At 72.1% G+C, this 25435-nt stretch carries 21 protein-coding genes and 2 pseudogenes; 2 read left to right on the top strand and 21 right to left on the bottom strand.

Going from position 1 to position 25435, the window contains the following annotated elements:
- Positions 1–2: 2 nt before the first annotated feature.
- The 8 genes and pseudogenes from IEY99_RS06040 to IEY99_RS06005 all read right to left on the bottom strand — a co-directional run bounded on the left by IEY99_RS06040 (position 3) and on the right by IEY99_RS06005 (position 7791).
- Complete coding sequence (locus tag IEY99_RS06040) at positions 3–803, bottom strand: glycerophosphodiester phosphodiesterase (RefSeq protein ID WP_189200011.1); 801 nt, start codon at positions 801–803, stop codon at positions 3–5.
- Positions 800–1135: a rhodanese-like domain-containing protein gene (locus tag IEY99_RS06035; RefSeq protein ID WP_189200009.1), complete on the bottom strand. Its 336-nt coding sequence runs from the start codon at positions 1133–1135 to the stop codon at positions 800–802. The genes IEY99_RS06040 and IEY99_RS06035 overlap by 4 nt, the downstream gene beginning before the upstream one ends.
- Positions 1136–1151: 16 nt before the next feature.
- On the bottom strand, positions 1152–2210 hold the full coding sequence (locus IEY99_RS06030; protein WP_308427013.1) for an LCP family protein: 1059 nt from the start codon (positions 2208–2210) through the stop codon (positions 1152–1154).
- Between the two features lie 293 nt (positions 2211–2503).
- Entirely contained in the window at positions 2504–3853 is a 1350-nt protein-coding gene (locus IEY99_RS06025) for an LCP family glycopolymer transferase (protein ID WP_189200005.1), read from the bottom strand.
- A 110-nt stretch (positions 3854–3963) separates the two neighbouring features.
- On the bottom strand, positions 3964–4929 hold the full coding sequence (locus tag IEY99_RS06020; RefSeq protein WP_189200003.1) for a UDP-glucuronic acid decarboxylase family protein: 966 nt from the start codon (positions 4927–4929) through the stop codon (positions 3964–3966).
- 68 nt (positions 4930–4997) lie between these two features.
- The gene (locus IEY99_RS06015) at positions 4998–6674 is read right to left on the bottom strand and encodes a monocarboxylic acid transporter (RefSeq protein ID WP_189200693.1); all 1677 of its coding nucleotides are present in this window, start codon (positions 6672–6674) and stop codon (positions 4998–5000) included.
- Positions 6675–6793: 119 nt separating this feature from the next.
- Positions 6794–7105: pseudogene (locus IEY99_RS06010) on the bottom strand (DUF485 domain-containing protein); the annotation flags it as partial.
- Between the two features lie 113 nt (positions 7106–7218).
- Positions 7219–7791, bottom strand: a complete 573-nt coding sequence (locus tag IEY99_RS06005; RefSeq protein ID WP_373293288.1) for a flavin reductase family protein — start codon at positions 7789–7791, stop codon at positions 7219–7221.
- 121 nt (positions 7792–7912) lie between these two features.
- Between IEY99_RS06005 and trpS the strand changes: the two genes are divergently transcribed.
- Positions 7913–8938 carry a tryptophan--tRNA ligase gene (trpS, locus tag IEY99_RS06000; protein ID WP_189199997.1) on the top strand — a complete coding sequence of 342 codons (1026 nt, stop codon included), beginning with the start codon at positions 7913–7915 and terminating at the stop codon, positions 8936–8938.
- Here trpS and IEY99_RS05995 read toward each other — a convergent pair.
- The 12 genes from IEY99_RS05995 to IEY99_RS05940 all read right to left on the bottom strand — a co-directional run bounded on the left by IEY99_RS05995 (position 8932) and on the right by IEY99_RS05940 (position 23439).
- Positions 8932–10524: a MotA/TolQ/ExbB proton channel family protein gene (locus IEY99_RS05995; RefSeq protein ID WP_189200691.1), complete on the bottom strand. Its 1593-nt coding sequence runs from the start codon at positions 10522–10524 to the stop codon at positions 8932–8934. The two genes, trpS and IEY99_RS05995, sit on opposite strands and share 7 nt — an antisense overlap.
- Positions 10521–11297 (bottom strand): ABC transporter ATP-binding protein, encoded by a 777-nt coding sequence (locus IEY99_RS05990; protein WP_189199995.1) that lies wholly within the window; start codon positions 11295–11297, stop codon positions 10521–10523. Before IEY99_RS05990 ends, IEY99_RS05995 begins: the two co-directional genes overlap by 4 nt.
- Before the next feature lie 81 nt (positions 11298–11378).
- Positions 11379–12410, bottom strand: coding sequence for an SCO2207 family protein (locus IEY99_RS05985; RefSeq protein WP_229798158.1), 1032 nt, complete (start codon positions 12408–12410; stop codon positions 11379–11381).
- Positions 12411–12522: 112 nt separating this feature from the next.
- Positions 12523–14148, bottom strand: coding sequence for a sodium/solute symporter (locus tag IEY99_RS05980; RefSeq protein ID WP_189199991.1), 1626 nt, complete (start codon positions 14146–14148; stop codon positions 12523–12525).
- A complete protein-coding gene (locus IEY99_RS05975; protein ID WP_189200689.1) occupies positions 14145–14438 on the bottom strand; it encodes a DUF485 domain-containing protein in 294 nt (97 codons plus the stop codon). Before IEY99_RS05975 ends, IEY99_RS05980 begins: the two co-directional genes overlap by 4 nt.
- 462 nt (positions 14439–14900) lie before the next feature.
- Positions 14901–16454 carry a DUF4153 domain-containing protein gene (locus IEY99_RS05970; protein ID WP_229798156.1) on the bottom strand — a complete coding sequence of 518 codons (1554 nt, stop codon included), beginning with the start codon at positions 16452–16454 and terminating at the stop codon, positions 14901–14903.
- A 360-nt stretch (positions 16455–16814) separates the two neighbouring features.
- Positions 16815–17858, bottom strand: a complete 1044-nt coding sequence (locus IEY99_RS05965; RefSeq protein ID WP_189199987.1) for a sensor histidine kinase — start codon at positions 17856–17858, stop codon at positions 16815–16817.
- Complete coding sequence (locus tag IEY99_RS05960) at positions 17855–18556, bottom strand: response regulator (protein ID WP_189199985.1); 702 nt, start codon at positions 18554–18556, stop codon at positions 17855–17857. Before IEY99_RS05960 ends, IEY99_RS05965 begins: the two co-directional genes overlap by 4 nt.
- A gap of 212 nt (positions 18557–18768) precedes the next feature.
- Complete coding sequence (locus IEY99_RS05955) at positions 18769–19509, bottom strand: LytR/AlgR family response regulator transcription factor (RefSeq protein ID WP_189199983.1); 741 nt, start codon at positions 19507–19509, stop codon at positions 18769–18771.
- A 58-nt stretch (positions 19510–19567) separates the two neighbouring features.
- On the bottom strand, positions 19568–20779 hold the full coding sequence (locus IEY99_RS05950; protein ID WP_189199981.1) for a sensor histidine kinase: 1212 nt from the start codon (positions 20777–20779) through the stop codon (positions 19568–19570).
- Between the two features lie 48 nt (positions 20780–20827).
- Positions 20828–22321: a sugar transferase gene (locus tag IEY99_RS05945; RefSeq protein WP_229798249.1), complete on the bottom strand. Its 1494-nt coding sequence runs from the start codon at positions 22319–22321 to the stop codon at positions 20828–20830.
- 257 nt (positions 22322–22578) lie between these two features.
- Positions 22579–23439, bottom strand: coding sequence for an Fpg/Nei family DNA glycosylase (locus IEY99_RS05940; protein ID WP_189199977.1), 861 nt, complete (start codon positions 23437–23439; stop codon positions 22579–22581).
- 24 nt (positions 23440–23463) lie between these two features.
- Between IEY99_RS05940 and IEY99_RS05935 the strand changes: the two genes are divergently transcribed.
- Positions 23464–24663, top strand: a complete 1200-nt coding sequence (locus IEY99_RS05935; RefSeq protein ID WP_189199976.1) for a glycosyltransferase family 4 protein — start codon at positions 23464–23466, stop codon at positions 24661–24663.
- Positions 24664–24688: 25 nt separating this feature from the next.
- On the opposite strand, the pseudogene IEY99_RS34850 reads toward IEY99_RS05935, so the two are convergent.
- Positions 24689–25402 (bottom strand): annotated as a pseudogene (locus IEY99_RS34850) (CDP-alcohol phosphatidyltransferase family protein); the annotation flags it as partial.
- Between the last annotated feature and the right edge of the window lie 33 nt (positions 25403–25435).

The raw sequence follows: 25435 nt of genomic DNA, 5'->3' as shown, positions 1-25435 counted from the left end.
CGTCACACATCCGGTGCGTCGGCGAGCCGGTCGATCACGAAGCGTGGCCGGTCGGTAATGATCCCGTCCGCTCCCTGCGCCAGTACGGTTTCCAGATCATGACCGTCGTTGACGGTCCACACGTAGGTCTGCAGACCCGCGGCGCGCAGCGCGGGTATCAGGTGCGGCCGGGCGCGGACCAGGCCGATGCCGGGTCCGGCGATGCGGGCGCCGAAGGGCAGCCGGCCCCGGCCCACACCCGGAGGAAGGATCTCCAGCAGATAGACGGTCGGGATGCCGGGCGCGAGGTTGCGGATCCGGCGCAGAGCCAGTGCCGCGAAGGACATGACGGTCACCTGTACCGGCAGCTCCGGCGCCGGCTTGGCGAGCCCGTGCCGGTGCAGCGCCCGCACCAGCCGGCGCTCGACCTCGGCGCCGTACCGTGAGGGGTGTTTGGTTTCGATCAGCAGCCGGACCTGGCGTCCGCAGGCGCGCAGCGCCTCCAGCAACCCGTCGAGGGTGAGCAGCCGGGTGTGGTCCTCCAGCGGCTCCTCCAGCGTCGCCGCCGACGCGTGCCAGGAGCCGAAGTCGAGGGCGTCCAGCTCGGCGAGCGTCTTGGCGCTCACGCGCCCGGTGCCGTTGCTGGTCCGGTTCAGCCGGCGGTCGTGGACGCAGACCAGATGCCCGTCGCGGGTCAGCCGGACGTCGCATTCCACGCCGTCGGCACCCTCGTCGAGTGCCCGCAGGTACGCGGCGAGCGTGTGCTCGGGGAGCGCGTCGGCGCCGCCCCGATGCGCGAAGACCAACGGCCGCCCGGGTCTCACAGCACGCGGGCCGGCTGACCGTTCTCGCTGACGACCTCGCGCCCGGCCGCGGCCCAGGCCTGCATGCCGCCGTCGAGGTTGCGGACGTTGTCCCACCCGTTGCCCATGAGGTAGGAGACGACCTGGCCGGAACGCCCGCCGGAGCGGCAGACCACCACGACCTGGGCGTCGTTCGGGATCTCGGCGACCCGCGCCGGGACCTCCATCATCGGCATGTGGTGGGCGTCCGGCGCGTGGCCGGCCTGCCATTCGTCGGGCTCGCGCACGTCGAGCAGGAAGGCCGCCGGCTCGACCTGGGACGGCGTCACGCTGGGTACCTGTGGTCCGAACACGATCCCCAGGGTAGAACTACTTCTCGTTGGCCACGACGTCCGGGTTGGCGAGGATGAACTCGGCGAGCCTGTCCCGGCGGACCGCCTCGTACATCTCCATGCTCTTGGGCGTGATGGTCTCGCGGCCGTTGCCGTCGCCGGCGAAGGTGCCGTTGTTGGTGCGCAGCAGCACCATGTCGTTCGCCGCCACGCCCTTGAGGCCGAAGATGAACTCGGCGACCGGAATATTGCCGGTGTCCAGGACGAACGCCTTGCCGGCCGCCTTGATCAGGTTGTTGACCTTGACCGGGTTGGTCAGGATGCCGCTGCTGGCCGCCTTCTTGGCCATCGCCTTGATCAGCTGCTGCTGGTGGCGCTGGCGGTCGTAGTCGCCGTTCTTGAGGCCGTACCGCTGGCGGGCGAAGTCCAGGGCCTCCCAGCCCTCCATGTCGCGGCAGCCCTTCTCGTGCCAGACCTCCTTCTTCGTGCCGCCGGCCTTGCGCGCGTCGGCGAGGTACATCGGCTTGCCGTCGACCAGCATCATGTGGCGCGACTTCACCCGCTGGTCGACACACATGCGCACGCCGCCCAGCGCGTCGATGACGCTCTTGAAGCCGTTGAAGTCGATGATCGCCGCGCCGTCGAAGGTCATCCCGGTGTTGGCCTTGATGGTCTGCGCCATGAGCTGCGCGCCGCCGGTCCAGCCGCCGCCGTTCTGGGCGCCGTGGAAGAACACCTCCGTGGCCTTCGCGGTGCCGCCCGGGTAGTTCGACATGGGGAACGGCGGCACCTTCATCGCGGTGTCCCGGGGGATCGACACGAGGTAGGCCTGGTCGTGGCTGGCCGGGATGTGCAGGGCGATGATGGTGTCGGAGCGCAGGTCGTCCACGGCCCACCGCTTGCGGGCGTCGACGCCCATGAGCAGGATGTCGACCGGGCCCCGCAGGTCGCCGCCGCCGTCGCCCCTCGACTTCTGGTTCCCGCCGAGCAGGTTGCCCTCGGTGACGTTGCTGGTGGCGCTCCGGACCAGCCAGTTGGTGCCCGCGAGGCCGGCGCCGGCGGCCATCATCAGCACCGCGCCGAAGACGATCGTCATCTTGGCCCAGAGCGGGTCCCTGCGCCTCCTGGCCGGCAGGGCCGGGGCGATCGGTCGCGGAGCGGTGCGCTGGATGCTACGGCCGCCATCCCGTTCCGGCGACGAAGGACGCCGGGTGGTCTGGACGGTCATGCGTTCTCCAAGCGCTCGGGGCAGACGGCGGAAGTCACCTTACGTTCAACTTCGCTGTCGTGCGATATCCGTTCGGTGTCGAGGGATGCACGAACCGTCAAACCACCACGGCGCGGGTGGCGAAACCGCCGACCCGCGCCGTGTGACCGAATTACGAGGACTCAGCCACCCGCCTGGCTCGACGACTTCTTGCCGTTCGCCGCCATCCACTCATCCATCTTGTCGGCAGCCATCGCCTTGTACAAAGCGAGTGCGTTCTCCTTGTCCGAGACGACGACGCTCTGTCCCTCGATGACCTCGCTGCCCTTGTTGGGGCTGGTGAGGAACTTGAGGTTGTTGCCGCGCAGGTTGCGGAACTGCAGTGCCATGTCGGTCAGCGAGAAGTCCTTGTCGGCGGTGATCGCGTTGGTGACCGCCTTGAGGAAGCTGTTCAGCTTCGCCGGGTTGGTCAGCGTCCCGGTGCTGGCGGCCTTGTCCATCAGCGCCTTGAGGAACTCCTGCTGGTGCTGCATCCGGGCGAAGTCACCGCGGGCGAACTGCTTGCGCTGGCGGACCCAGTCGAGGGCCTGGGCGCCGTCCATGTGCATGGTGCCCTTGGTGAACTTCCGGTACGGCTTGTGGATCGAGGTGATGCTCTGCTCCACCTTGAGGTCCACGCCGCCCAGTGCGTCGGTGACCTCCTTGAAGCCGCCGAAGTCGATCGCGAGCACGTGGTCCAGGTGCACGTCGGTGAAGCACTCGACGGTCCGGACCGCCCGGGGCAGCCCGCCGAAGGCGAACGCTGCATTGATCTTGGCGCGGCTGCCGGTGTTGCAGTCGGCGTTGTTGGACTCGGGCACCTGCACCCACAGGTCCCGGGGGATCGAGACCAGCTGCGCCGACTGGTGGTTCGCCGGGATGTGCATGATGATCATGGTGTCCGCGCGCCAGCCGTTGGACGAGTCCTTGATGGCGTCCGGGTCCCGCGAGTCGCTGCCCACCAGGAGCATGTTGATCGCGCCGTCGACCGTCTTGGCGGGCCGGCCGTTGGTGAGCTCGGAGAACGCGTCCGTGCGCTTGAGGTCGCTGTTGAGCCCGTTGGCGTAGCCGTAGAGCGAGACGCCCGCGACCAGGCCGATCAGGATGACCGCCGCACCGGCCACCAGGGCGATCCGGCCCCAGCGCGGCTTGCGCCGGCCCTTGTACGGCCGCCCGCCCGGCCGGCCACCCGGTCCCCGCGGCGGTCCGCCCGGTCCGCCCGGTCCGCTTCCGCCGCCGGGGTAGTCGTCGAAGCCGTCGCCGTACGTCCGCCCGGCGGGCCGGGTGGTGCCGCCGTAGGCGCGACCGCCCCCGGACCACTGGCCGCCGGCGGGCCGCTCGCCATAGGTGCGGCCGCCGCCGGGACGACTGGTGCCCACGCGGCCGGAGGAGCCGGGTACCGAAGCGCGGTTCATGGCGCCCGGCATACCCGCCGGACCCGGCGCCCAGTCCCGGCCGGCGGGGCTACCCCAAGGGGACGAGATCGCAGACATACCTTCAGGTTACGTACCCGCATCCAGGCAAAGCGTGCATCGACACCGGCTCGGCACGAACGGAGGAGACAATTACCGTTCGTAAATCGTTCACTACTGCGACGAATTCCTCATTGTCCGAAGAACTCGATCGTGCGGCGGAGCCCCTCCTCCGGCGCGATCCGCGGCTCGTAGCCGAGCAGGGTACGGGCCAGGGTGAGGTCGGGGCGGCGCTTCTCCGGGTCGTCGGCCGTCCGCGGGACCAGCTCGATCCGGGACTCGCTGCCGGAGAGCTTCACGATCAGCTCGGCCAGCTCCAGCATGGTGACCTCGTGCTCGGTGCCGCAGTTGATCGGGCCGGTCTCGCCCGAGTCGAGCAGCAGCAGGATCCCGCGCACCAGGTCGTCGACGTAGGTGATGGACCGGGTCTGCGTGCCGGTGCCGTGCACGGTGATCGGCGCGCCGCGCAGGGCCTGGGAGATGAAGGTCGGGATGGCCCGGCCGTCGTCCGGCCGCATGCGGGGACCGTACGTGTTGAAGATCCGCACGATGGCCGTGTCGAGGCCGTGGAACCGGTGGTACGCCATGGTGGCGGCCTCGGAGAAGCGCTTGGCCTCGTCGTAGACGGCGCGGACGCCGATCGGGTTGACGTTGCCCCAGTAGCTCTCCGGCTGCGGGTGCACGGCCGGATCGCCGTACGCCTCGGAGGTGGAGGCCATCAGGAAGCGGGCCGAGTCGGCGACCGCGCGGTCGAGCAGCGCCAGCGTGCCGGCCGAGCCGACCTTCAGGATCTCCACCGGGAGCTTGGCGAAGTCGGTGGGGCTCGCCGGGGACGCCATGTGCAGGATCGCGTCGAAGCGCTCGGCCAGCGCGGGATGGGCCGGCAGGCCCTCGGAGACGTCCGCCTCGACCAGCGTGAACCGCGGCTCGGCGGCGAGGTGGGCGACGTTCTCCCTGGTGCCGGTGACGAAGTTGTCCAGCGCGACGACCGTGCAGCCCCGGGCCAGCAGCGCGTCCACGACGTGCGACGGCACGAAGCCGGCCCCACCGCTGACCAGAATCCGATGTCCCTCGCCGAACCGCTGCTGCACTGACATGAGGCCACTCTAGGCGAACGGGGCCGGCACGCCGTCGCGCGCCGGTCCCTTTTCGTGCCGTGCTGGCGTCAGTGCGCGCCGTGACCGGTCAGGGACCGGACCTCCAGCTCGGCGTACTTCTCGGCGTCACTCTCCTTCGAGAGCACCGTGCCGATCCAGCCGCACAGGAAACCGAACGGGATCGACATGATGCCCGGGTTGGAGAGCGGGAACCAGTGCCAGTCCGACGCCGGGAACATGGCCGTCGGCGAGCCCGAGACCACCGGCGAGAAGAACACCAGCACCACCGCGGCGCCCAGGCCGCCGTAGATCGACCACAGCGCTCCGGACGTGTTGAACCGCTTCCAGAAGAGGCTGTAGAGGATCGCCGGCAGGTTCGCCGACGCCGCGACCGCGAAGGCCAGCGCCACGAGGAACGCCACGTTGAGGCTCTGCGCGAAGATCGACAACACGATCGCGATCGCGCCGATCACGAAGGCGGAGATGCGGGCCACCCGTACCTCGTCGCGCTCCCCCGCCTGGCCCCGCTTGATCACACTGGCGTAGAAGTCGTGCGCCACGCTCGACGACGACGCCAGGGTCAGGCCGGCCACCACCGCGAGGATGGTGGCGAAGGCGACCGCCGCGATGATCGCCAGCAGCACCGCGCCGCCGGTCTCGCCGCCGAGGTAGTCGATGCCGAGCGCCTGAGCCAGCTGCGGCGCGGCCGTGTTGCCCGCCTTGTCCTGCGCGGTGATCGCCGAGCCGCCGACCAGGGCCGCCGCGCCGAAGCCCAGTGCCAGGGTGAACAGATAGAAGGTGCCGATGATGCCGATCGCCCAGAGCACGCTCTTGCGGGCGATGCGGCTGGTCGGCACCGTGTAGAAGCGGGTGAGGATGTGCGGCAGGCCGGCCGTGCCCAGCACCAGCGCGATACCCAGCGAGAGCAGGTCCATCTTGCTGTAGAAGGTGGTCGAGGCACTGGCCGTCTCGACGCCGTAGCGCAGGCCCGGCTCGAGGAACGCCGCGCCCTTGCCGGAGCGTTCGGCCGCGTCGCCGAGCAGCGCCGACAGGTTGAACTTGTAGTGCGCCAGCACCAGCAGGGTCATCACGAGGGCGCCGGTCATGAGCATGAACGCCTTGACGATCTGCACGTACGTGGTGCCCTTCATGCCGCCGACCACGACGTACACGATCATCAGCGCGCCCACCAGGATGATCGTGGCGACCTTGGCGGTGCCGGCGTCCATGCCGAGGAAGGTCGTGTCCGCCTTGATGCCCAGCAGCAGGCTCACCAGCGCGCCGGCGCCGACCATCTGGGCGATCAGGTAGAAGATCGACACGACGATGGTCGAGACGGACGCGGCCGTGCGGACCGGGCGCTGGCGCATCCGGAACGCCAGCACGTCGGCCATCGTGTAGCGGCCCGAGTTCCGCAGGAACTCCGCGACCAGCAGCAGCGCGACGAGCCACGCCACGAGGAAGCCGATCGAGTAGAGGAAGCCGTCGTAGCCGTAGAGGGCGATCAGGCCGGCGATGCCCAGGAAGGACGCCGCCGACATGTAGTCGCCGCCGATCGCCATGCCGTTCTGGAAGCCGGAGAACTGGCGGCCGCCGGCGTAGAAGTCGGTGGCCGTCTTGGTCTGGCGGCTGGCCCAGACCGTGATACCCAGCGTGATCGCGACGAAGACCAGGAAGAGCGTGATGGTGAGGGTGCGGCTCGTCGAGGTGGACGCCTCGGCCGCGAGTGGTACGTGGGACCCGATCACTTCGCCGCCTCCGTGTCCGTAGTGGTGCCCTCGGTCTCCCGAGCGGCAACGTCCTCCGGATCGCGGGTGGCGGGAACGTCCTCCGGCTCGCGGATGGCGGGGACGGCCGTGCCGGCGAGCTCGTTGCCGATCCGGTCGGCGATCGGGTCGAGTTCCCTCGCGGCGTAGCGCGAGTAGTACCAGGCGATCACGAAGGTCGAGACGAACTGCAGCAGGCCGAGCAGCAGCGCGACGTTCAGGTTGCCGAGGAGCTTGACGGACATGAAACCGCGGGCGTACGCGGACAGCAGCACGTACAGCGCGTACCAGAGAAAGAACGCGATCGTCATCGGGAAGACGAAGTTGCGCAGTTTCCGGCGCAGCGCGGAGAACTCGGCGGAGCGCTGGACCTCCAGGTATCTCTCGGCCGGGGTCGCATCGGTCGTCAACGGGCTCACCACCTCGGATGTGGGGGAACAGGTCTGCGAGCACCGTACGAACGGGAACCGGCCGAAAAAGGCCGCCGGTCGGCGGGGTGCGCCGAGCGGCGGCCGGGGTGCGCCTATCGGTCGAGCCGCCGGTAGCGGCCGCGGAAGTGCAGCAACGGCTCCGCGTCGGCCGTGCCGGAGAAGACGACGCTCTCGATGGTGGCCTCGACCAGCATCGCCCATCCGTACGGGCGCTCCGCGTCGAAGCGGCACGCCGCCCACGTCCCGGCCCGGGCGGGTACCGGGCCGAACGAGGTCTCGACCCAGTCGCCGCTCGCGAACAGGCCGCCCGGCGCCGGCATCAGCCCGGCGAACTTGTCGGCGAGCTGCTGGTCTCCGGGGCCCAGCGGGGTGACGGCGAACCGCTTGGCGGCCCGGACCGCCTCGAAGAGGTCGCTCTCCTCGTCGACCAGGCCGAGGACCCGTCCCGGGTCGCCGTCGGCGACGACCATGGAGGACACGGTGAGCCCGGCCGGCCCGGGAGCCGTCCAGAGGGTCACCGGAGCGGCGAGCCGTCCCCGCAGCCGCCGGATCGGCGACTTGTCCTGGTCCGGGGTGGCGAAGGGGTCGGTGGAGTGGATGCGGCCACCGGGCTCGGGATTCACGTGAAACATTCTGCCGCGGGGTACGCTGGCCGGCGTGAACACCGCGCGCGTACAGGGCTGGTGGTCGTCCTAGGGACGGCTACCCCTGCGCGCTCGGGCCGTCCGTTCGGACGGCCCGTTCTTCGTTTCCGCGGGGCCGTCCGGCAACCCCGAGGAGACAGAGATGACCACCATGACCGCCCCGCTCGAGGACCGGATCGCCGCGGCCCCGAGCGGGTTCCGCGTGCTCACCGGCGACCGGCCGACCGGCCCGCTGCACCTCGGCCACTACTTCGGCACCCTGCGCAACCGGGTCGAGCTGCAGCGATGCGGCGTCGACATGTTCGTGACCGTCGCGGACTACCAGGTGCTGACCGACCGGGACGTGGCCGACCGGCTCGTGGAGACCGTCGACGGACTGGTGCTGGACTATCTGGCCGCCGGGCTGGATCCGGAGCGGGCCACGATCTTCGCGCACAGCGCCGTGCCCGCCCTCAACCAGTTGCTGCTGCCGTTCCTCAGCCTGGTGACCGTGCCCGAGCTGCAGCGCAACCCGACCGTCAAGGACGAGATCCGGCACTCGCGGCAGCGCTCGGTCAGCGGACTGATGTTCACCTACCCGGTGCACCAGGCCGCGGACATCCTCTTCTGCAAGGGCAACCTCGTGCCGGTCGGGCAGGACCAGTTGCCGCACATCGAGGTCACGCGGACCGTCGCCCGGCGCTTCAACGAGCGGTACGGCCCGGTCTTCCCCGTGCCGGAGGGACTGCTGAGCGTTGCGCCGGTGCTGGCCGGCACCGACGGCCGCAAGATGAGCAAGAGCCGCGGCAACGCCATCGCGCTGTCCGCCACCCCGGACGAGACCGCGCGGCTGATCAGGGCGGCGACCACCGACGCCGACCGGCACATTACGTACGACCCGGAGCGCCGGCCGGGAGTCTCCGGGCTGGTGCACCTCGCCGCCCTGTGTCTGGGCCGCGACCCGCAGGACGTCGCGGCCGAGCTCGGTGGGGCCGGGGCGGCCGCCCTCAAGCGGATGGTCACCGAGGCGGTCAACGAGTTCCTGGCTCCGCTGCGGGAGCGGCGGGCGGCGTACGGGAAGGATCCGGGCTTCGTCCGCTCCGTCCTCCGTGCGGGCAACGCCCGCGCGAACGCGATCGCGGACCAGACCATGCGGGAGGTACGGGAGGCGATGGGCACGGTCTACTGAGCGGCGCTCACCGTGGCGAGCAGTTCGGGCATGCGCCGGTCCAGCATGGGGCCGGCCAGGCGCAGTCCGATCACGAAGGCCGCCGCGCCGTACGCCACTCCCACCGGGAGCCCGAGCCACAGCCAGGCGTCGCCGAGCATCGCCGAGCCCAGGTGCAGCGGCGCGGTCGCGAGCGCCGCGCCGAACAGCGCCGCGAGGCTCAGCAGGCCCTTCACCATGCCGCCGCCGGAGGACATGGCGAACGGGTTGGTGGTGTCCGGCAGTGCGTACGCCGCGCGTACCGACATGGGCAGGACGATCGCGAGCCCGACCCCGTAGGCGGCCACGAGCATCCCGAGCAGGGCCGGAACCTCCGCCGGCCGGCCGGTCACCGCGCCGACGACCAGGGTGATCGCGAGCAGGGACGGCCCGGCGTACGCGGAGAACCCGGCGGCCCGCGACGCCAGCTCGACGCGCCCGGGCACGCCGGCCACGACGTTGGCCGCGTAGGCGCTGCCCTCGAAGCCGAACTGGTTGGCCAGCGTGACCGCCGCGAGCGCGCCCACGAACGCCAGCGTGCCGGTCGGCGCCGACCTGGACTCGCTGGTCACCGTCACGAACACCGGCAGGAAGACGCCGACGACCAGGAAAGTGATCAGGCTGGCGCGCCGCCGCATCTCGCGCCACCAGTAGCGCACCTCGCGCGCCGTCAGCGCACCGAACCGGGTGGCGGGCAGCCAGCGCGGGAGGAGCTCCGCCACCGGCCCCCGCCGCGATGCCGACCGCTGCCGCGGCCGCGCGCCGTCCGCCGCGCCGAGCATGGCCCGCTCCACCGTCGCGGACCACCACCACAGCAGCAGGCCGATCGAGGCCGTCACCAGGACCGCCTTGACGGGTACGGCCCAGGCCCGGCCCGCCGCCACGTCCACACCCATGCTGTACGGCGCGCCCAGCGGCGTCCATGCGACCACGTCGGCGACCGCACCGACCCGGTCCCAGTCGGCGTACTGCGCCCCGCCGAGCGCGGCGAGCTGGAGCGGGCCGATCAGCGCCGCGAGGGCGGCGAGCAGCAGGGTCGCCAGGTCCCGGGCCCGGCGGCTGCGTAGCGCGGTGGCGAAGGCGCTGGTCACGGCCCGGCTGATCGCCGAGCACAGGAGCAGTCCGGCCGTCACCCCCGCCAGCTCGGTCAGCGCCGCGGCCGGGCCGCCGAGCCGGGCCGCCGTGTGCACCATGCCGAGGGTGGCGGCGAAGGTGCCCAGGGCGGGCACGCCGATCAGCGACGCCACCAGCAGGCCCCGGATCAGCACGGGGCGGCGCAGTGGCAGGAGCGCGAACCGGGCCGGGTCGAGCGACTCGTCCACGCCGAAGAACAGCAGCGGGAGGAACAACCAGCTCAGGACCAGCAGGGCACCGCCGAGCGGCAGGGCGATCTCGGCCGCGCGCTGTTCCTCGACCAGGCCGGGCAGGCTGAAGGCGGCGTACCCGAGCACCGCCCCGAAGACGGCGAACACGACGCCGAGCACGAACACGACCACTCGCCAGGACTGGGCGCGCAGGCCGTTGGCGGTCAGGCGCAGCTTCAGCCGGACGAAGTGGCGGACCTTCACAGCCACGCGAGTTCCGAGCCGGTCGCCGTACGCCCGCCGACCACCTCGACGAACACGTCCTCCAGCGAGCGCTCCCCGCGGACCTCGGCCAGCGTGCCGCGCACCCGGATGGCGCCCTCCGCCATGATCGCGACGTGGCTGCAGAGCCGCTCGACGACCGCCATGACGTGACTCGAGAAGACCACGGTGCCGCCGCCGGCCACGTACCGGTGCAGGATGTCGCGGATCAGGGCGGCGGAGACCGGGTCGACGGCCTCGAACGGCTCGTCCAGCACGAGCAGCCGCGGCGCGTGCAGCAGCGCGCAGGCGAGGCCGATCTTCTTCTTCATCCCGGCGGAATAGTCGACCACCAGCGTGCGGTTGCCGACGCCCAGCTCCAGGACGTCCATCAGCTCGGTGCTGCGCCGGTCGACCTCGTCGGCGTCCATGCCGCGCAGCATCCCGTGGTACGCGAGCAGCTCGGTGCCGGTGAGCCGGTCGAAGAGGCGGACGCCGTCGGGCAGCACGCCGATCCGGGCCTTGGCCGCGACCGGGTCGGCCCAGACGTCGTAGCCGAGGATCCGCACCTGGCCCGCGTCGGGCCGCAGCAGACCGACCGCCATGGACAGCGTCGTGGTCTTGCCGGCGCCGTTCGGACCGAGCAGGCCGAAGAAGGATCCGGCCGGGACCTCGACATCAATTCCGGCAACCGCGACCTTTGTGTCGAATCGCTTCATCAGGCCGTGCACCGCCAGCGCCGGTTCGGAGTTCGAGCGCTGATGGGGGACGGTCATAGCCGGAGAACCTAATAGGAGAAGGCGGGCCGGGCTACCCCTGCGGGTGGCCCGGGCCGATTCCTCACAGCGTTACCGCGTTCAGCCCACGCGTTCGATCACGGCGCGGCGAATGAGGAACTTGCCCGCCTCGCGAACCTGCTCGAAGGCGGCGTTGTTCAGCAGGACGCAGCTGCCGGAGGTGCTGGCGACCTTGACCGTGGTGCTCTTGTTGTTGTCCAGGTTGGTCACCTTGAGGGTGGTGCCGATCGGGAAGGTGCCGCTGGATGCGGCCGGGGCGCCGCCCTCGCCGGAGAGAGTGACCGTCGAGCCCTTGCAGACCACCTCGCCGGCGCCGCCCTGGCCCTGACCCTGGCCCTGGTTGCCGCCCTGGCCCTGGTTCTGGCCCTGGCCCTGGCCCTGGTTGCCGCCCTGGCCCTGGTTCTGACCCTGGCCCTGGTTACCGCCCTGGTTCTGACCCTGGCCCTGGGCGTTGCCGCCCACGCGCTCGATGACGGCGCGGCGAATGAGGTTCTTGCCCTGCTCGCGAACCTGCTCGAAGGCGGCGTTGTTCAGCAGGACGCAGCTGCCGGAGGTGCTGGCGACCTTGACCGTGGTGCTCTTGTTGTTGTCCAGGTTGGTCACCTTGAGGGTGGTGCCGATCGGGAAGGTGCCGCTGGATGCGGCCGGGGCGCCGCCCTCGCCGGAGAGGGTGACCGTCGAGCCCTTGCAGACGACCTCGCCGGCGCCGCCCTGACCCTGACCCTGCCCGTTGCCCTGGCCCTGGCCCTGGCCCTGGCCCTGGCCCTGGCCTTGGCCTTGGCCTTGACCCTGGCCCTGGCCTTGCCCGTTGCCCTGCTGGGGCTGGGCCTGCACGTCGCCGGTGCAGCCCGCGGTCGCGCGGCGCTGGTTGATCAGGTCGACCACCGCCTGCCGGTTCGCGATCCGCGCCTCGGACTGCGCGTCCGGGCTGGCCTTCTGCGCGGCGATGAAGTTGAGGTTGTTCTGCAGGGCGGTGTCGAGTCCGGCGCAGCTCTCTCCCGCGCTACTCAATCCCGTACTGACGGCGAAGGCGCCGCCGGCGAGGGCCGCGGCGGCGACACCGATCAGCACCTTGCGGGTCCGGCCGGTCATTCTGCTTCTCCGGTACATACACCGCTCCTTCTCGTTCGACGAACTGCCCCGTTGCAGCATCGTTATGTACGGAGGGTCGGCACCGAAGGGTTCAGAAAACTTTCCTAAAAAATCAGAGCCGCAACGACTCGGGGGCGTGCAGGCGCAGCATGGTCGCACCGACATCTGCCGGAATACGGCGCTTTGTCAGCAGTGAACCCCCCACCATGACCGCGAAAGCGAGTGGCACAGTCCACGCCGCGGGCTGTCCGATCAGCTCGCCCTGCCAGCCGCTCAGCGGCGGCCCCATCACTGTCAGTAGCACCGCCGCCATGGCCGCGCCGCCGCCGGCAACGATCCCGGCCGCCGCGCCGGCGTCGGTCAGCCCGCGCCACCAGATGCCGAGCACCAGCAGCGGGCAGAAGCTGGAGGCGGCCACGGCGAACGCCAGCCCCACGACCCGCGACACGTCCATGTCGGCCACATGGACCGAGAGCGCCAGCGGTACGACCGCCGCCAGCACCGTGGCGACGCGGAAGTCCCGCACCGACCCACCCCGCTCGGCGTGCAGGATGTCGGTGAAGACCACCCCGGCGACGCTGGTCAGCAGGCCCGACGACGTGGACAGGAACGCCGCCAGCGCACCCGCGGTCACCAGGGCGCCGAGGAACTGGCCCAGATGACCCCCGCCCAGCGCCGCTTCCGGCAGCACGAGCACCACGGCGTCCGTGCGCCCGGTCATCAGCAGCTGCGGCGTGTAGATGCGGCCGAGGACTCCGTACAGGGTCGGCAGCAGGTAGAAGAGCCCCACCAGAGCCAGTACGACCAGCGTCGTGCGGCGCGCCGACGCACCGTCCGGATTGGTGTAGAAGCGCACCAGCACGTGCGGCAGTCCCATCGTGCCCAGGAACGTCGCCAGGATCAGCGAGTACGTCGCGAAGAGACCGGCCTCGCCGCCCGGCAACAGCCAGGCCGCGCCGCGGTGGTCGTCGACCGAGCTGACCCGGGGCACCGGATCGCCCGGCGCGAAGGTCAGTTCGTCGCCTTTGTGCACCCGGACCGCGCCGTCCAGGAGCGCATCCTCCTCGATCACGACGGTCGTCACCGCCGAGAAGACCGGCCCGGCCGGCGGCGTGACCGCCGGGCGTCCGTCCGACTGCCACTGCAACGCCAGGAAGACGACCGGTACGGCCAGAGCCGTCAGCTTGAGCCAGTATTGGAACGCCTGCACGAACGTGATGGCCCGCATCCCGCCCAGGGCGACGTTGGCGGTGACCACCAGCCCGACCAGCAGCGCACCCCACTCGTACCGGCCGCCGGTGACCGTCGTGAACGTGAGGCCCGCGCCCTGCAGCTGCGGCACCAGGTAGAGGCAGCCGATGAAGACGACGAAGACGGTGGCCAGGCGGCGCAGCAGCGGCGAGCGCAGCCGAACCTGGCAGAAGTCGGGCAGGGTGAAGGCGCCGGACCGGCGCAGCGGTGCCGCGACGAACAGCAGCAGGGCCAGGTAGCCGGCCGCGAAACCGACCGGATACCAGAGAACATCGACGCCGTACCGCAGGACGAGCCCGGCGACGCCCAGGAAGGAGGCGGCGGAAAGGTACTCGCCACCGATGGCGGCGGCGTTCCAGGCCGGGCTCACCGACCGGGAGGCCACCAGGAAGTCCGAGGTGGTCCGGGCGAACCGCAGCCCGTACGCGCCGATGCCGACGGTGACCAGGACGACCACGACGAGGCCCGGAACGACGTACGGGTTCACGCCTCGGGCCTGCGGATGACGGCGGTGAAGTCCTGTTCGTTGCGTTCGGCCCAGCGCACGTACGCCCAGCCCACCGCCACCAGGAAGGGGAACGAGAGGAACCCGAGCAGCAGCCACGGCAGGTGCACGCCCAGGACCTTGACCTGGCCGACGGCGGGAGCCACCGCGAACAGCAGCGGCAAGGCACCCAGGCCGGCCACGACGACCAGGCTCAGCCGGACCGCCAGCGCGAGCTGGGCCCGGACCAGCCCCTTCACCAGGGCCTCGCCCACGGGCGTCTGCTCGGCCAGATCCGCGCGGGCCGGATCATAGGCGGACCGCCGCGCCGGCTCCGCTCCCCCGCGCCGGCCCGGGTCCGCCGCCGCGGACCGGACCCGCTCCGCCGCCGCGGGCCGGTTGGGGTCCGCCGCCGGCGGCCGGACCGACTCCGCTGTCCCGGACCGGCCCGGGTCCGCTGCCGTGGGCCGGCTCGGATTCGGTGGCCCGAGCCGACCCGGGTCCGTGAGGGGCCGCCGGGCTTGTCCGGCCGCGTGGCTCGCGTTGGCGGCCGCCGCATCCCTGCGCCCGCCCGCGTCCGGCTCCGGCACGGCGTTGCGGGAGTGGTCCGGGGATGTACGGCGGGCGGAAACGGCCGACTTACGGCGGGCCGCCTCGCCGAGCACGACCCGGGTGCGGGGCGGTTTGCCCGCTGCTCCCGGGTCGTCGTTCATGACCGGCAGTCTTGCCGCTCCGGCGGCAAAGTCAAGGCAATCTCACCAGTTCGCCGGGGTGGACCCGGTGCAGCCCCGGTTCACGGTTGCCGGTTTCTTCGCCAGCGTCTCGCGAGCCTGCTGGCGGCCCAGGTTCCAGCCCCGCCAGTCGTCCGGGTCGATGTCGAGGTCCACCGCGATCGGACCGAGGGCACAGTCGCGCGAGGAGGCGGGGAGGCGGTCGAGCGCCGGCACCGCGTCGGCGGAGAGCTGCGACAGGTACGACGTGTCGATCTTTCCGGTCTTCTCGTACCGGGTGACGTTGTGGTCCGCGATGAGGCGGTCGGGGTTGGCGGCGGCGAGGCCGAGCAGGGCCAGGACACCCGCGGCCACCACGGTGCGGGGCAGCCATGCCGCCCGCAGTCGCACACCGGCGCCGAGGACGAGCAGGAAGACGACGCCCAGCCACAGTTCGCAGAGGGCCACCAGGACGCGCAGCCGGGTCAGGCCGTACGTGTCGGCGTAGAGGTCCATGCGGTGCAACGCCGACGCCACGATGACGAGGGTGAGCGCGGCCAGCGTGCCGAGGACCGCGCGGATCAGCACCCGGTCGGTACGCGTGCCGCGCGGCGCCCACCGGGCCGCGCCGGCCAGTACGGGCAGGGTCAGGCCGGTGACGACGAGGAGCTGCCAGAAGCCGCTGCGGGCGTACTCGGCGTAGGTGAGGCCCTTGGCGAGGACGTGCCCGGCGCCTCCGAAGAGGACGGTGAGCTGCACCCCCACGAAGAGCGCGAAGAGCAGGACGAGCAGGGACAACGGGATGGCCCATTCCAGCCGGGTCACCCGGCGGGCCGCGCCGCCGGCCGATCCTAGGTCGGGCGGCGCGGCCCGCAGGAACGCGGCGCCGCCGAGGGCGAAGGTCGTCACCGCGAAGACGAAGATCCACCGGGTGACCGTCCCGGCGTCGACGTCGGGCACGACCGCCGTGACGATGCGGGCGAATGCCGCGTCCGCGGAGGCGAACAGCGACCCGAAGACGATGAGCAGGAGCACCGAGACGGCGGTGGTCGCGACGAGCCGCGACCGGCCCGCGCCGCGGCGTTGCGTGGTCAGGCCGCGCGTGAGCCAGGGCAGCGCTCGCAACCCGGCGAAGGGAGCGAGGAAGACGGCCAGCGCCATGCCCCGGGCGGACCGGCCGCCCGCGACGGCGAGGATGCCGGTGAAGCACGCCGTGAACAGGCAGAGCACGAACAGCCATCCGGCGGCGCGGAAGGTGCCGACGGCGAGCAGGGCGACCGTCGCGGCCGACCACAGGAAGCGGGCGTTGCCCAGGGCCCGGGGTTGCCAGCTCACCAGCGGCCGGGGTGCGGTGGGCCCGGGCTTCGCCGCCAGCATCCGCGCGACGATCAGGGCCAGGACACCCGCCACCGCGGCGACGGACCAGCCCACACCGGCGCGGTCCAGGGGCACGGCGAGCGCCGCGACGCCGGCGGCCGCCAGGACGGCGGCACCCGCCGCGGGCGAGGCGGAGCGGCCCGGGCCGGGCCAGCGCCTGCCGAAGAGGGAGGTGTCGGCCCACGGACCGAAGAGCGGCGCTACGGCCGGACCCGGCCGCACACCCCCGGCCGGACCCGGCCGCACACCCCCGGCCGGACCCGGCCGCACACCCCCGGCCGGACCCGGCCGCACACCGCCGGCCGAACCCGGCCGCCCATCCCCGGCCGGAAGCGCCCGCTGCTGGGCAACCGCCCCCGGCTGTGCCGGCGGCCCCGGTGGGGTCGCCGGGCGGGTCCCAGCCGTTTTGTCCGGCTCGGTGGTCGGATGGTCCGGAGCCGGCTGGTCCGTCGCGGCGCCGGGGTCGGCGGGGGCTGGTTGCTGCCGGGGTGAGGGGTTCGTGGGCATGCGTCGTCTCCTGCGGATCGAGCCGGGTGGAGGGGAAAGCGAAGAGTGGATGTGTCAGCCGGGCGCGCCCGTGGATCAAGCCGGGTGGAGGGGAAGCGAAACGTGGATGTGGCAGCCGGGGCGCGCCCTTCCGGCCGGCGGCTCCGCGACGGCGATCGTGCCGTTGTGCAGCTGCACCACCCAGTGGGCGATGGCCAGCCCCAGGCCGGTGCCGCCGTCCTGGGCTCGTTCGCCCCGGGTGAAGCGTTCGAAGACCCGTTCCCGGTCGGCGGGTGGGATGCCCTCGCCCTCGTCCGTCACGGCGATCAGGACGTGGTCGTCGTGGCGCTCCGCGCGGACGGTCACCGTGCCGCCCGGCGGGCTGTGCCGGGTGGCGTTGTCGAGCAGGTTGGCGAAGACCTGGTGGAGGCGCTCGCGGTCACCGGTGAGGCGGATCCGCGGGACGGCCAGCTCGAACCGGACGTCGTGGCCGGCCCCGCCGGCGTTCACCCGCGCCTCACGGACCACGTCGTCGAGGAACTCGCGCAGCTCGATCGGGTCGTGGGCCATCGGCACCACGCCCGCGTCCAGGCGGGACAGGTCGAGCAGCTCGGCGACGAGGCGGCCCAGGCGCTCGGTCTGGCTGAGCGCCGTTCTCATCGTCTCCGGCTCCGCGCGGGAGACGCCGTCGACGATGTTCTCCAGCAGGCCGCGCAGGGCGGTGATCGGCGTCCGCAGCTCATGGGAGACATTCGCGATGAGCTCGCGCCGCTGCCGGTCGGCGGCGGCCAGGTCGGCGGCCATCTGGTTGAACGCGGCGGCCAGCTCGCCGACCTCGTCCCGCGACGTCGCGCGCACCCGGCGGGTGTAGTCGCCGCGGGCCATCGCCCGGGCGGCGGCGGTCATCTCGCGCAGCGGCACGGTGGCGCCGTGCGCCATGACCTGCAGCGTCACCAGGCCGAGCGCGACCGCGATGGCGAACCAGGAGAGCTCCACCGGCATCCAGTCGATGCTCCACCAGAAGATCAGCAGTCCCACCCCGCCGGCGAGACCCAGCGCGAGGGACAGCTTCGCCTTGATGGAACGCACCGGGTCCAGCGGCCGGGGCAGCCAGCCGAGGACCCGTCTCAGCAGGTTCATCGGCCGATCTCCAGCGCGTACCCGACGCCGTGCACGGTGCGGATGAGGTCGGCGCCGAGCTTGCGGCGCAGGCCCTTGATGTGGCTGTCCACGGTCCTGGTGCCGGAGGCGTCCGCCCAGCCCCAGACGTCGGCGAGCAGGCGCTCGCGGGGCTGGACCGCCCGCGGCCGGCCGGCCAGGTGGACCAGCAGGTCGAACTCGGTCGGGGTGAGGTGGGCCTCGGCGCCGGCCCGGTGCACCCGGCGCTCGGCGAGATTGATCTCCAGGTCCCCGACGCGCAGCATCTCGGGCTCGGGTGCCGGGGCGGCCGCCCGGGTCGCCCGCCGCAGGAGCGCGTGCACCCGGGCGGTCAGCTCGCGCATGGAGAACGGTTTGGTCAGGTAGTCGTCCGCGCCGACCGCGAGGCCGACCAGCAGGTCCGTCTCGTCGTCGCGGGCGGTCAGCATCAGGACGGGCACGGGCTGCTCCGCCTGGATGCGGCGGCACACCTCGAGACCGTCGAAGCCGGGGAGCATGACGTCGAGGACGACGGCGTCGGGCCGGATCCGCCGGGCGGCCTCGACCGCGCCGGGACCGTCGCCCGCGAGATGGACGACGAAGCCCTCGGCGCGCAGCCGGGCGGCGACGGACTCGGCGATCGTCGGCTCGTCCTCGACGACGAGCACGCGCCGCTCGGCCTGCCTCGCCGTGCTCTCCATCCCGACACCCCCTGAACCCGGCCTGCCATGCATCCTGCTGAGCGGAGGCAAGCCCGGTGCACCCCCGTGGCGCACCGGACCGACCCGCGCCCAGCAGCCTATTGACCAGGCGTGCAGGGACGGGGGTGGAGTTGTGGATACCTTGTGAAGATCCGCTGCCTGTGGATAACTCTGGGGACAACGCGGCGGGGTCTGTGGATAACGCTGTGGATTCAGCGGGTCCAGTCGTTCTTCGCGGCGCGGATGAGCTTGTCCTTGAGCTCGCGGGTGTGGCGGCGGCTCACCGGCAGCTCCGCGCCGTCGACGATCACCACATAGCCCGACGGCGTCAGCCGCAGTTCGGCGACCAGCCGCAACTGCACCAGGTACGACCTGTGGATACGCACGAAACCGGCGTCCGCCCAGCGCTCGGCGAGCGTCGCCAGGGAGACCCGGACCAGGTGCGACGCGTCGGCGGTGTGCAGCCGGGCGTAGTCGCCCTGCGCCTCCACCCAGCGCACGGAAGACCGCGGCAGCATCCGGGTGGTGCCGGCCAGCTCGACCGGAATGCTGGGCTCGTCGTGCCGCTGGCCCGGGACCGGCCGGGCCGCGCGCAGGCCGGCGACCCGGCGCAGCGACTCACCGAGGCGTTCGGCGCGGACCGGCTTGCGGACGTAGTCGGTGACACCCAGGGCGAAGGCGTCCACCGCGCCGTCGTCGTACGCCGTCACGAACACGATCGCCGGCGGCCGGGCGAAGCGGCGCAGGACGCGGGCCAGCTCCATGCCGTCCAGGCCGGGCATGCGGATGTCCAGGAAGACGGCGTCGACCTCGACGTCCCGCAGGACCCGCAGGGCCTCGGTGGCGTCCCCGGCGCGGTGCACGTACGCCACCCGGCCGTCCGCATTGAGCAGGTATGCGAGCTCGTCGAGCGCGGGCGGCTCGTCGTCCACGGCCAGCACCACGAGACTCATGCCCGCACCTCCCGGGGCCGGGGCGCCCGGTGAATCACCGCGGCCGGCAGCGCGGGGCTCATGCCCGGACCCCCGGGTGGAACTTCGGCACCCGCATGCTCACCTTCGTCCCCGCACCCGGTGCCGTCTCCACCACCAGGCCGAAATGGTCGCCGAAGACCGAGCGCAGCCGCTCGTCCACGTTGGAGAGGCCCACGTGCCGGCCCGCGTCGTCGCCGTCGCCGTTCGCGGCCTCGGCCACCCCCTCGGCCAGCGCGACCGGGTCCATGCCGACGCCGTCGTCCTCCACCGTGATGTGGCACTCGGCCCCGGCGTCCCGCGCCTCGATGCTCACCATACCGACGCCCGGCTTGCGGGACAGGCCGTGCCGCACGGCGTTCTCGACCAGGGGTTGCAGGCACAGGAACGGCAGCCCGACCGGCAGCACCTCCGGCGCGATCTGGAGCCGGACCTGCAGCCGGTCGCCGAAGCGGGCGCGCTCGATGGTCAGGTACCGGTCGATCGAGCGCAGCTCCTCCGCGAGCGTGGTGAACTCGCCGTGCGCCCGGAACGAGTAGCGCGTGAACTCGGCGAACTCCAGGATCAACTCCCGGGCCCGCTCGGGGTCGGTACGCACGAACGACGCGATCGCGGTCAGCGCGTTGTAGATGAAGTGCGGGCTGATCTGGGCGCGCAGCGCGCGTACCTCGGCGCGGGCCAGCCGCTCCCGCGACGACTCCAGCTCGGCCAGGGCGACCTGCGAGCCGGCCCACCGGGCGGTCTCCATGGTGGCCTGCACGAGCCCGGGCGCCGGCTGGTCGTCGGCCACCGCCACCAGCGCGCCCAGCGCCTGCCCGTCGGTGCCGGTCAGCGGCGTCACGACGGCGCCGCGCACCACGCAGTCGATCCGGTCGCAGGGCAGGTCCTTGGTCGCCAGGACGATGGACCGGTTGGCGGTGACCGCCCGGGCGGCCGCGGCCACGAACTGGCCGGTGTGGTGGCTTCCGCGGCCATCGAAGGCCAGGCAGCCGTCGCCGTCGCTGACGACCAGCCCCGGTGCGCCGACGAGCCGGCGCAGGTGCCGTACGGCCTTTCCGGCCGACGCGGCGGTGAGGCCGCTGCGCAGGGGTTCGGCGGCGAGGGAGGCGGCGTGGAGCACCTCGTACGTGGCCCGCTGCCCGGCCGTGGCGATCCCCCGCCGGGCCCGCAGCCGCAGCACCGCCGCGACGGCGCCGATCAGGGCGGCGAGCACGACGACGACCGCGAGGATGCTTCCGGCCTGACCGCTCACGCACGCATCCTGACCGCAACCGAGGCGGAACGCCAGGTGAGGGCGTGACTAATAGGCGCCCTTGCGCTTGAGGACCACGCCGATCGTGCGCCACAGGATGCTCAGGTCGTAGGTGAGCGACCAGTTGTCGACGTAGTAGAGGTCGAGCCGCACCGCCTCGTCCCACGACAGGTCGGAGCGCCCCGACACCTGCCAGAGGCCGGTTATCCCGGGCCGGACCAGCAGCCGGCGGCGGACGTCGCCGAGGTAGTCGCCGTCGTCGGCGGGCAGCGGCCGCGGCCCGACGAGCGACATCTCGCCCTTCAGCACGTTGATCAGCTGGGGCAGCTCGTCCAGCGACGTGGCGCGCAGCTTGTTGCCGAAGGAGAAGATGCGCGGGTCGTTCTTCATCTTGAAGAGCATGCCGTCGGAGTCGTTCAGCTCCTCCAGGCTGGCCTTGCGCTCCTCGGCGTCGACGTACATCGTGCGGAACTTCCAGACCCGGAACGTGCGGCCCTCGTGGCCGACCCGCGGCTGGCGGAAGAACACCGGACCGGGATCGGACATCCGGATGCCGATCGCGATCACGGCCAGCACCGGGGAGAGCAGCAGCAGGCCGAAGAACGCGGCCACGCGGTCCAGCAGGTTCTTCGCCAGCCAGCCCGGGCCGGAGAGGGTGGGCTCCTCCACGTGCAGCAGCGGCAGGCCCTCGATCGGGCGGATGTGCACGCGCGGACCGGCGATGTCGGTGAGCTGCGGCGCGACGACCAGGTCGACGCCGGTGCCCTCGAGCTGCCAGGCCAGGCGGCGCAGCTCGCCGGGCTCCGCGCTGGCCGAGCCGCAGACCGCGATCGTGTCCGCACCGACCTCCCGCACGAGGGTGAGCACGTCGCGGGCGGCGTACACGGGGACCGGGGTCTCGATCCCCCGGCTGGCCGCGAAGCCGTCGGTGATGTGGATGGCGACCGGGATCAGGCCGGCGGCGGGGCTGCGGGTGACCGCGGTGTAGACCTCGAGGGCCTCGGGCAGGGTGCCCATCAGGATCATCCGGTGCGCGCCGTGGCCGGTCTTGCGCCGGGCCACGTGCAGGATCTGCCGGGCCGAGTAGCGGCAGAACAGGATGAAGATCAGCGACGCGGTGGTGACGTACGCGATGGTGACGCGGGAAAGCTCGGTCTTCGTGCCGAAGGCCAGCAGCGACACGCTGGCCACCACCGTGACGAAGGCGCGGACGACCCGCTTGAACTCCTCGCTGCCCAGCCCGAGGTAACGGCGGTCGTAGCTGCCGTGGCCCCAGAGGATGACCAGCCAGCCGAGCGGCAGGGCGGCGAAGGCGACGGCGTAGAAGACTTCCTCCCGGCCCTGGAAACCGGAGCCGGCCTGCTCGATGAAGGTGACGGCGAGCGAGCTGGCGAGCATCGCCGAGAGAAGATCGAGCACGACCAGGATCGCCGTGTACGGCCGATGCCAGCGCGACAGCCTGCGGTGCGTGCGGGTCCACACGGACCGGGGCACGCCGTTGTTCGGCGGCTCCTGCTGCCACTCAAAGCTGTCGTACGGCATGCCGCTCCGGCTCTTGCTGGGGCTTGTCGCCGGGCGTTGGAGGCTCGTGGTCACCTCGCTTCTGTCCTCCCGCATCACGTACCGCCCACACCGAGAACATTACGCACCGCCACGGCCCCGTGGGAATTCCGGCGGGCCGGTCCCCGTCGCATCGCGGACGAAGCGTGGGACCGGGCCACTATACCGATGGAACGACGGAGCAGAAGGGGACGTTGTGGTCGCTTTCCCCCTGGAAACCATCCGCTTACGGTGCGTTACTACCGAATCAACCTGGAGAGCCGGCGATCGGCCAGTGGCTTACCACCCGTCTGGCAGGTGGGGCAGTACTGAAGGCTCTTGTCCGCGAAGGAGACCTCCCGCACCGTGTCGCCGCAGACCGGGCAGGGCAGACCGGTGCGGGCGTGCACCCGCATCCCCGCCCGCTTCTCGCCCTTCAGCTCGGCCGCCTTCTGCCCCACCGACCGCGCCACGGCGTCGGTCTCGACCTGCCGGGTCGCCTCGTACAGCGTGGTGATCTGCTCGTCGGTCAGCTTGCCGGTCAGCGCGAACGGCGACATCTTCGCCACGTGCAGGATCTCGTCGGAGTAGGCGTTGCCGATCCCGGCGAGCACCTCCTGGTCGGTGAGCACGCCCTTGATCTGCCCGTTGCGCCCGCGGATGCGCTCGGCGAACTCGTCGCGGCTCACCGCCAGGGCGTCCGGGCCCAGCCGCGCCACGCCGGGCACCTCGGCCGGGTCGCGCACGAGATAGGCGGCCAGCGACTTCTGCGTGCCGGCCTCGGTCAGGTCGAAGCCGGAACCGTCGTCGAGGCGCACCCGCAGCGCGATCGGCCCGCTGCCGGGCTTGAGCGGCGCGGGCGACTTGAAGGAGTCGCGGTAGTGCAACCACCCCGCCCGGGCGAGGTGCACGACCAGATGCAGGTCGGCGCCGAGCGACACGTCGAGGAACTTGCCGTGCCGGCCGGCGCCGGTGACCGGCAGACCCGCGACCGCGCCCGGCGCCGGGTCGTACGTCTTCAGAGCGCTGAACGAGGAGACCTCGAAGCGCTCCACGATATGGCCGACCGCACGCTCCCGCAGGTATGCGGCGAGCGCCTCGACCTCGGGCAACTCAGGCACGTCACCACGGTAGCGTTTGTCGCCGTGAAGGTCGTCGTTGCGCACAACCGGTATCGCGAGGCCATCCCCTCGGGGGAGAACGTCATCGTCGACACCGAGATCGCCCAGCTCACCGCGGCGGGCGTCGACGTGCTGCCGTTCCAGCGCGCCTCCGACTCGATCGGCGACCTGCCGGCCCTGAAGAAGGCGCTGCTGCCGGTGTCGCCCATCTACGGCCGGGCGGCGCAGCGGGACCTTGCCGAGCTGCTGCGGCGGGAGAAGCCGGACCTGATCCACCTGCACAATCCGTACCCCCTGCTGTCGCCCTGGGTGGTGCGCACCGCCCACGCGCACGGCGTTCCCGTCGTGCAGACCGTCCACAACTACCGGCAGGTCTGCGCCTCGGGGCTGTACTTCCGCGACGGGCACAACTGCACCGACTGCCGGGGCAAGGCGCTCGGCTGGCCGGCGATCCGGCACCGGTGCTACCGGGGGTCGGCGGCGCAGAGCGCGCTGATGGCGACCACGCTGGCGGTGCACCGCCCGACGTGGAAATCCGTGGACCGCTACATCGCGCTCACCGGGCGGATAGCCGCGCACCTGGTCGACTACGGCATTCCGGACGAGCGCATCGTGGTCAAGCCCAACGGCCTGCCGGACCCGGGCGAGCCGGCACCGCTGGGCGACGGTTTCCTGTACGCCGCCCGGCTGTCGCCGGAGAAGGGTCTCGCCCTGCTCCTCGACGCCTGGCGGCGGCATCCCGACGGCGCTCTGGGCCCGCTGCGCATCGCCGGCGACGGCGACCTGCGGCCGCTGGCGGAACGCGCCGCCGCCGAGCGCGCCGACGTGACCTACCTCGGCGCCCTCGACGCCGGCGGCATGGCGGCCGCCCGGCGCGACGCCGCGGTGATCGTGGCCGTGCCCACCTGGAACGACGTGCTGCCCACGGTCATCCTCGAGGCGATGGCGGCCGGCCGCCCGGTGCTCGGCACCGAGGTCGGCGGCATCCCCTACCTGCTCGGCCTCGCCGGCGTCGGTGGCGGGCTTCCTGGCGGCGAGGGCCCGATGGCTCCTGCCGGGTGGGCGGTGCGGCCGGAGCCCGAGGCGCTGGCCGCGGCGCTGCCGGTCGCGAGGGCGCAGGCGAGGTCCTTCGCCGCGGCGGCCCGGGAGCGCTACCTGCGAGCCTTCCACCCCGATGTGGTCACCCAGCAGCTCATCGCCGTCTACCAGGGCGTGGTCCGGTAGCGAAATGCTCCGGTGGCGAGTGTGCTCAGCCGCGCAGGGACTCGCGGCCGGAGAAGGCGATGCTGGCCGCCAGGAAGGCCCCGTTGACCAGGGTGAAGGCGCCGACGACCCAGATGCTCGCCTGGGGCGCGACGGTGAGGACCACCCCGGCCAGGGCGATCACGGCGCCGTAGTCGCGGACCAGCTTGACCAGGCGTACGGGCAGCGACCGGCTGGTGACCATGCTGGCCGCCTGCGACCCGGTCTGCATGACCGAGGTGACCAGGTTGACCATCCAGGTGCCCGCGAACGCCGCGAGGAGCCACGCCGGGGTCGCCGGCACCTGCGCCTCGGCGGTCGCGGACAGGGCCGCTACCAGGGCGACCTGCGCCGCCACGTCGCAGAGCACGTCGACCCTTCCACCGGCCGGGCTGGCCTGCCCGGTGACGCGGGCCAGCTGGCCGTCCGCGCAGTCCAGGGCGTAGGCGAACTGCCAGCCCACCAGGGCGAGCAGGCCGACCGGCCAGGCCCACACCCGGTCCTCGGCCACCGGGCCCGCCGCCGCGACGACGACGAACGACACGAGGCAGCTCAACCCGAGGTTGGCCACCGTGAGCACGGTGGGCGCGAGCCGGCGCTTGTGGGCGAAGACGGCGATCCGGGCGCCGATGCGCTGGCTGATCGCCTCACTGAACAGCCCGCCGCCGCGGTTGACGGCGTAGTAGTCCGCGGCGGTCGGCGTCGCGCCCGGCGCCGTGGTCGCATGCGGACCGTCCCCGGTCGGGACGGGACC

It is taken from the genome of Couchioplanes azureus, assembly GCF_014648355.1.
Lineage (GTDB): Bacteria > Actinomycetota > Actinomycetes > Mycobacteriales > Micromonosporaceae > Actinoplanes > Actinoplanes azureus.
Note: the sequence above shows the minus strand (reverse complement) of the source record. Positions and strands in the feature narration are given on the sequence as shown.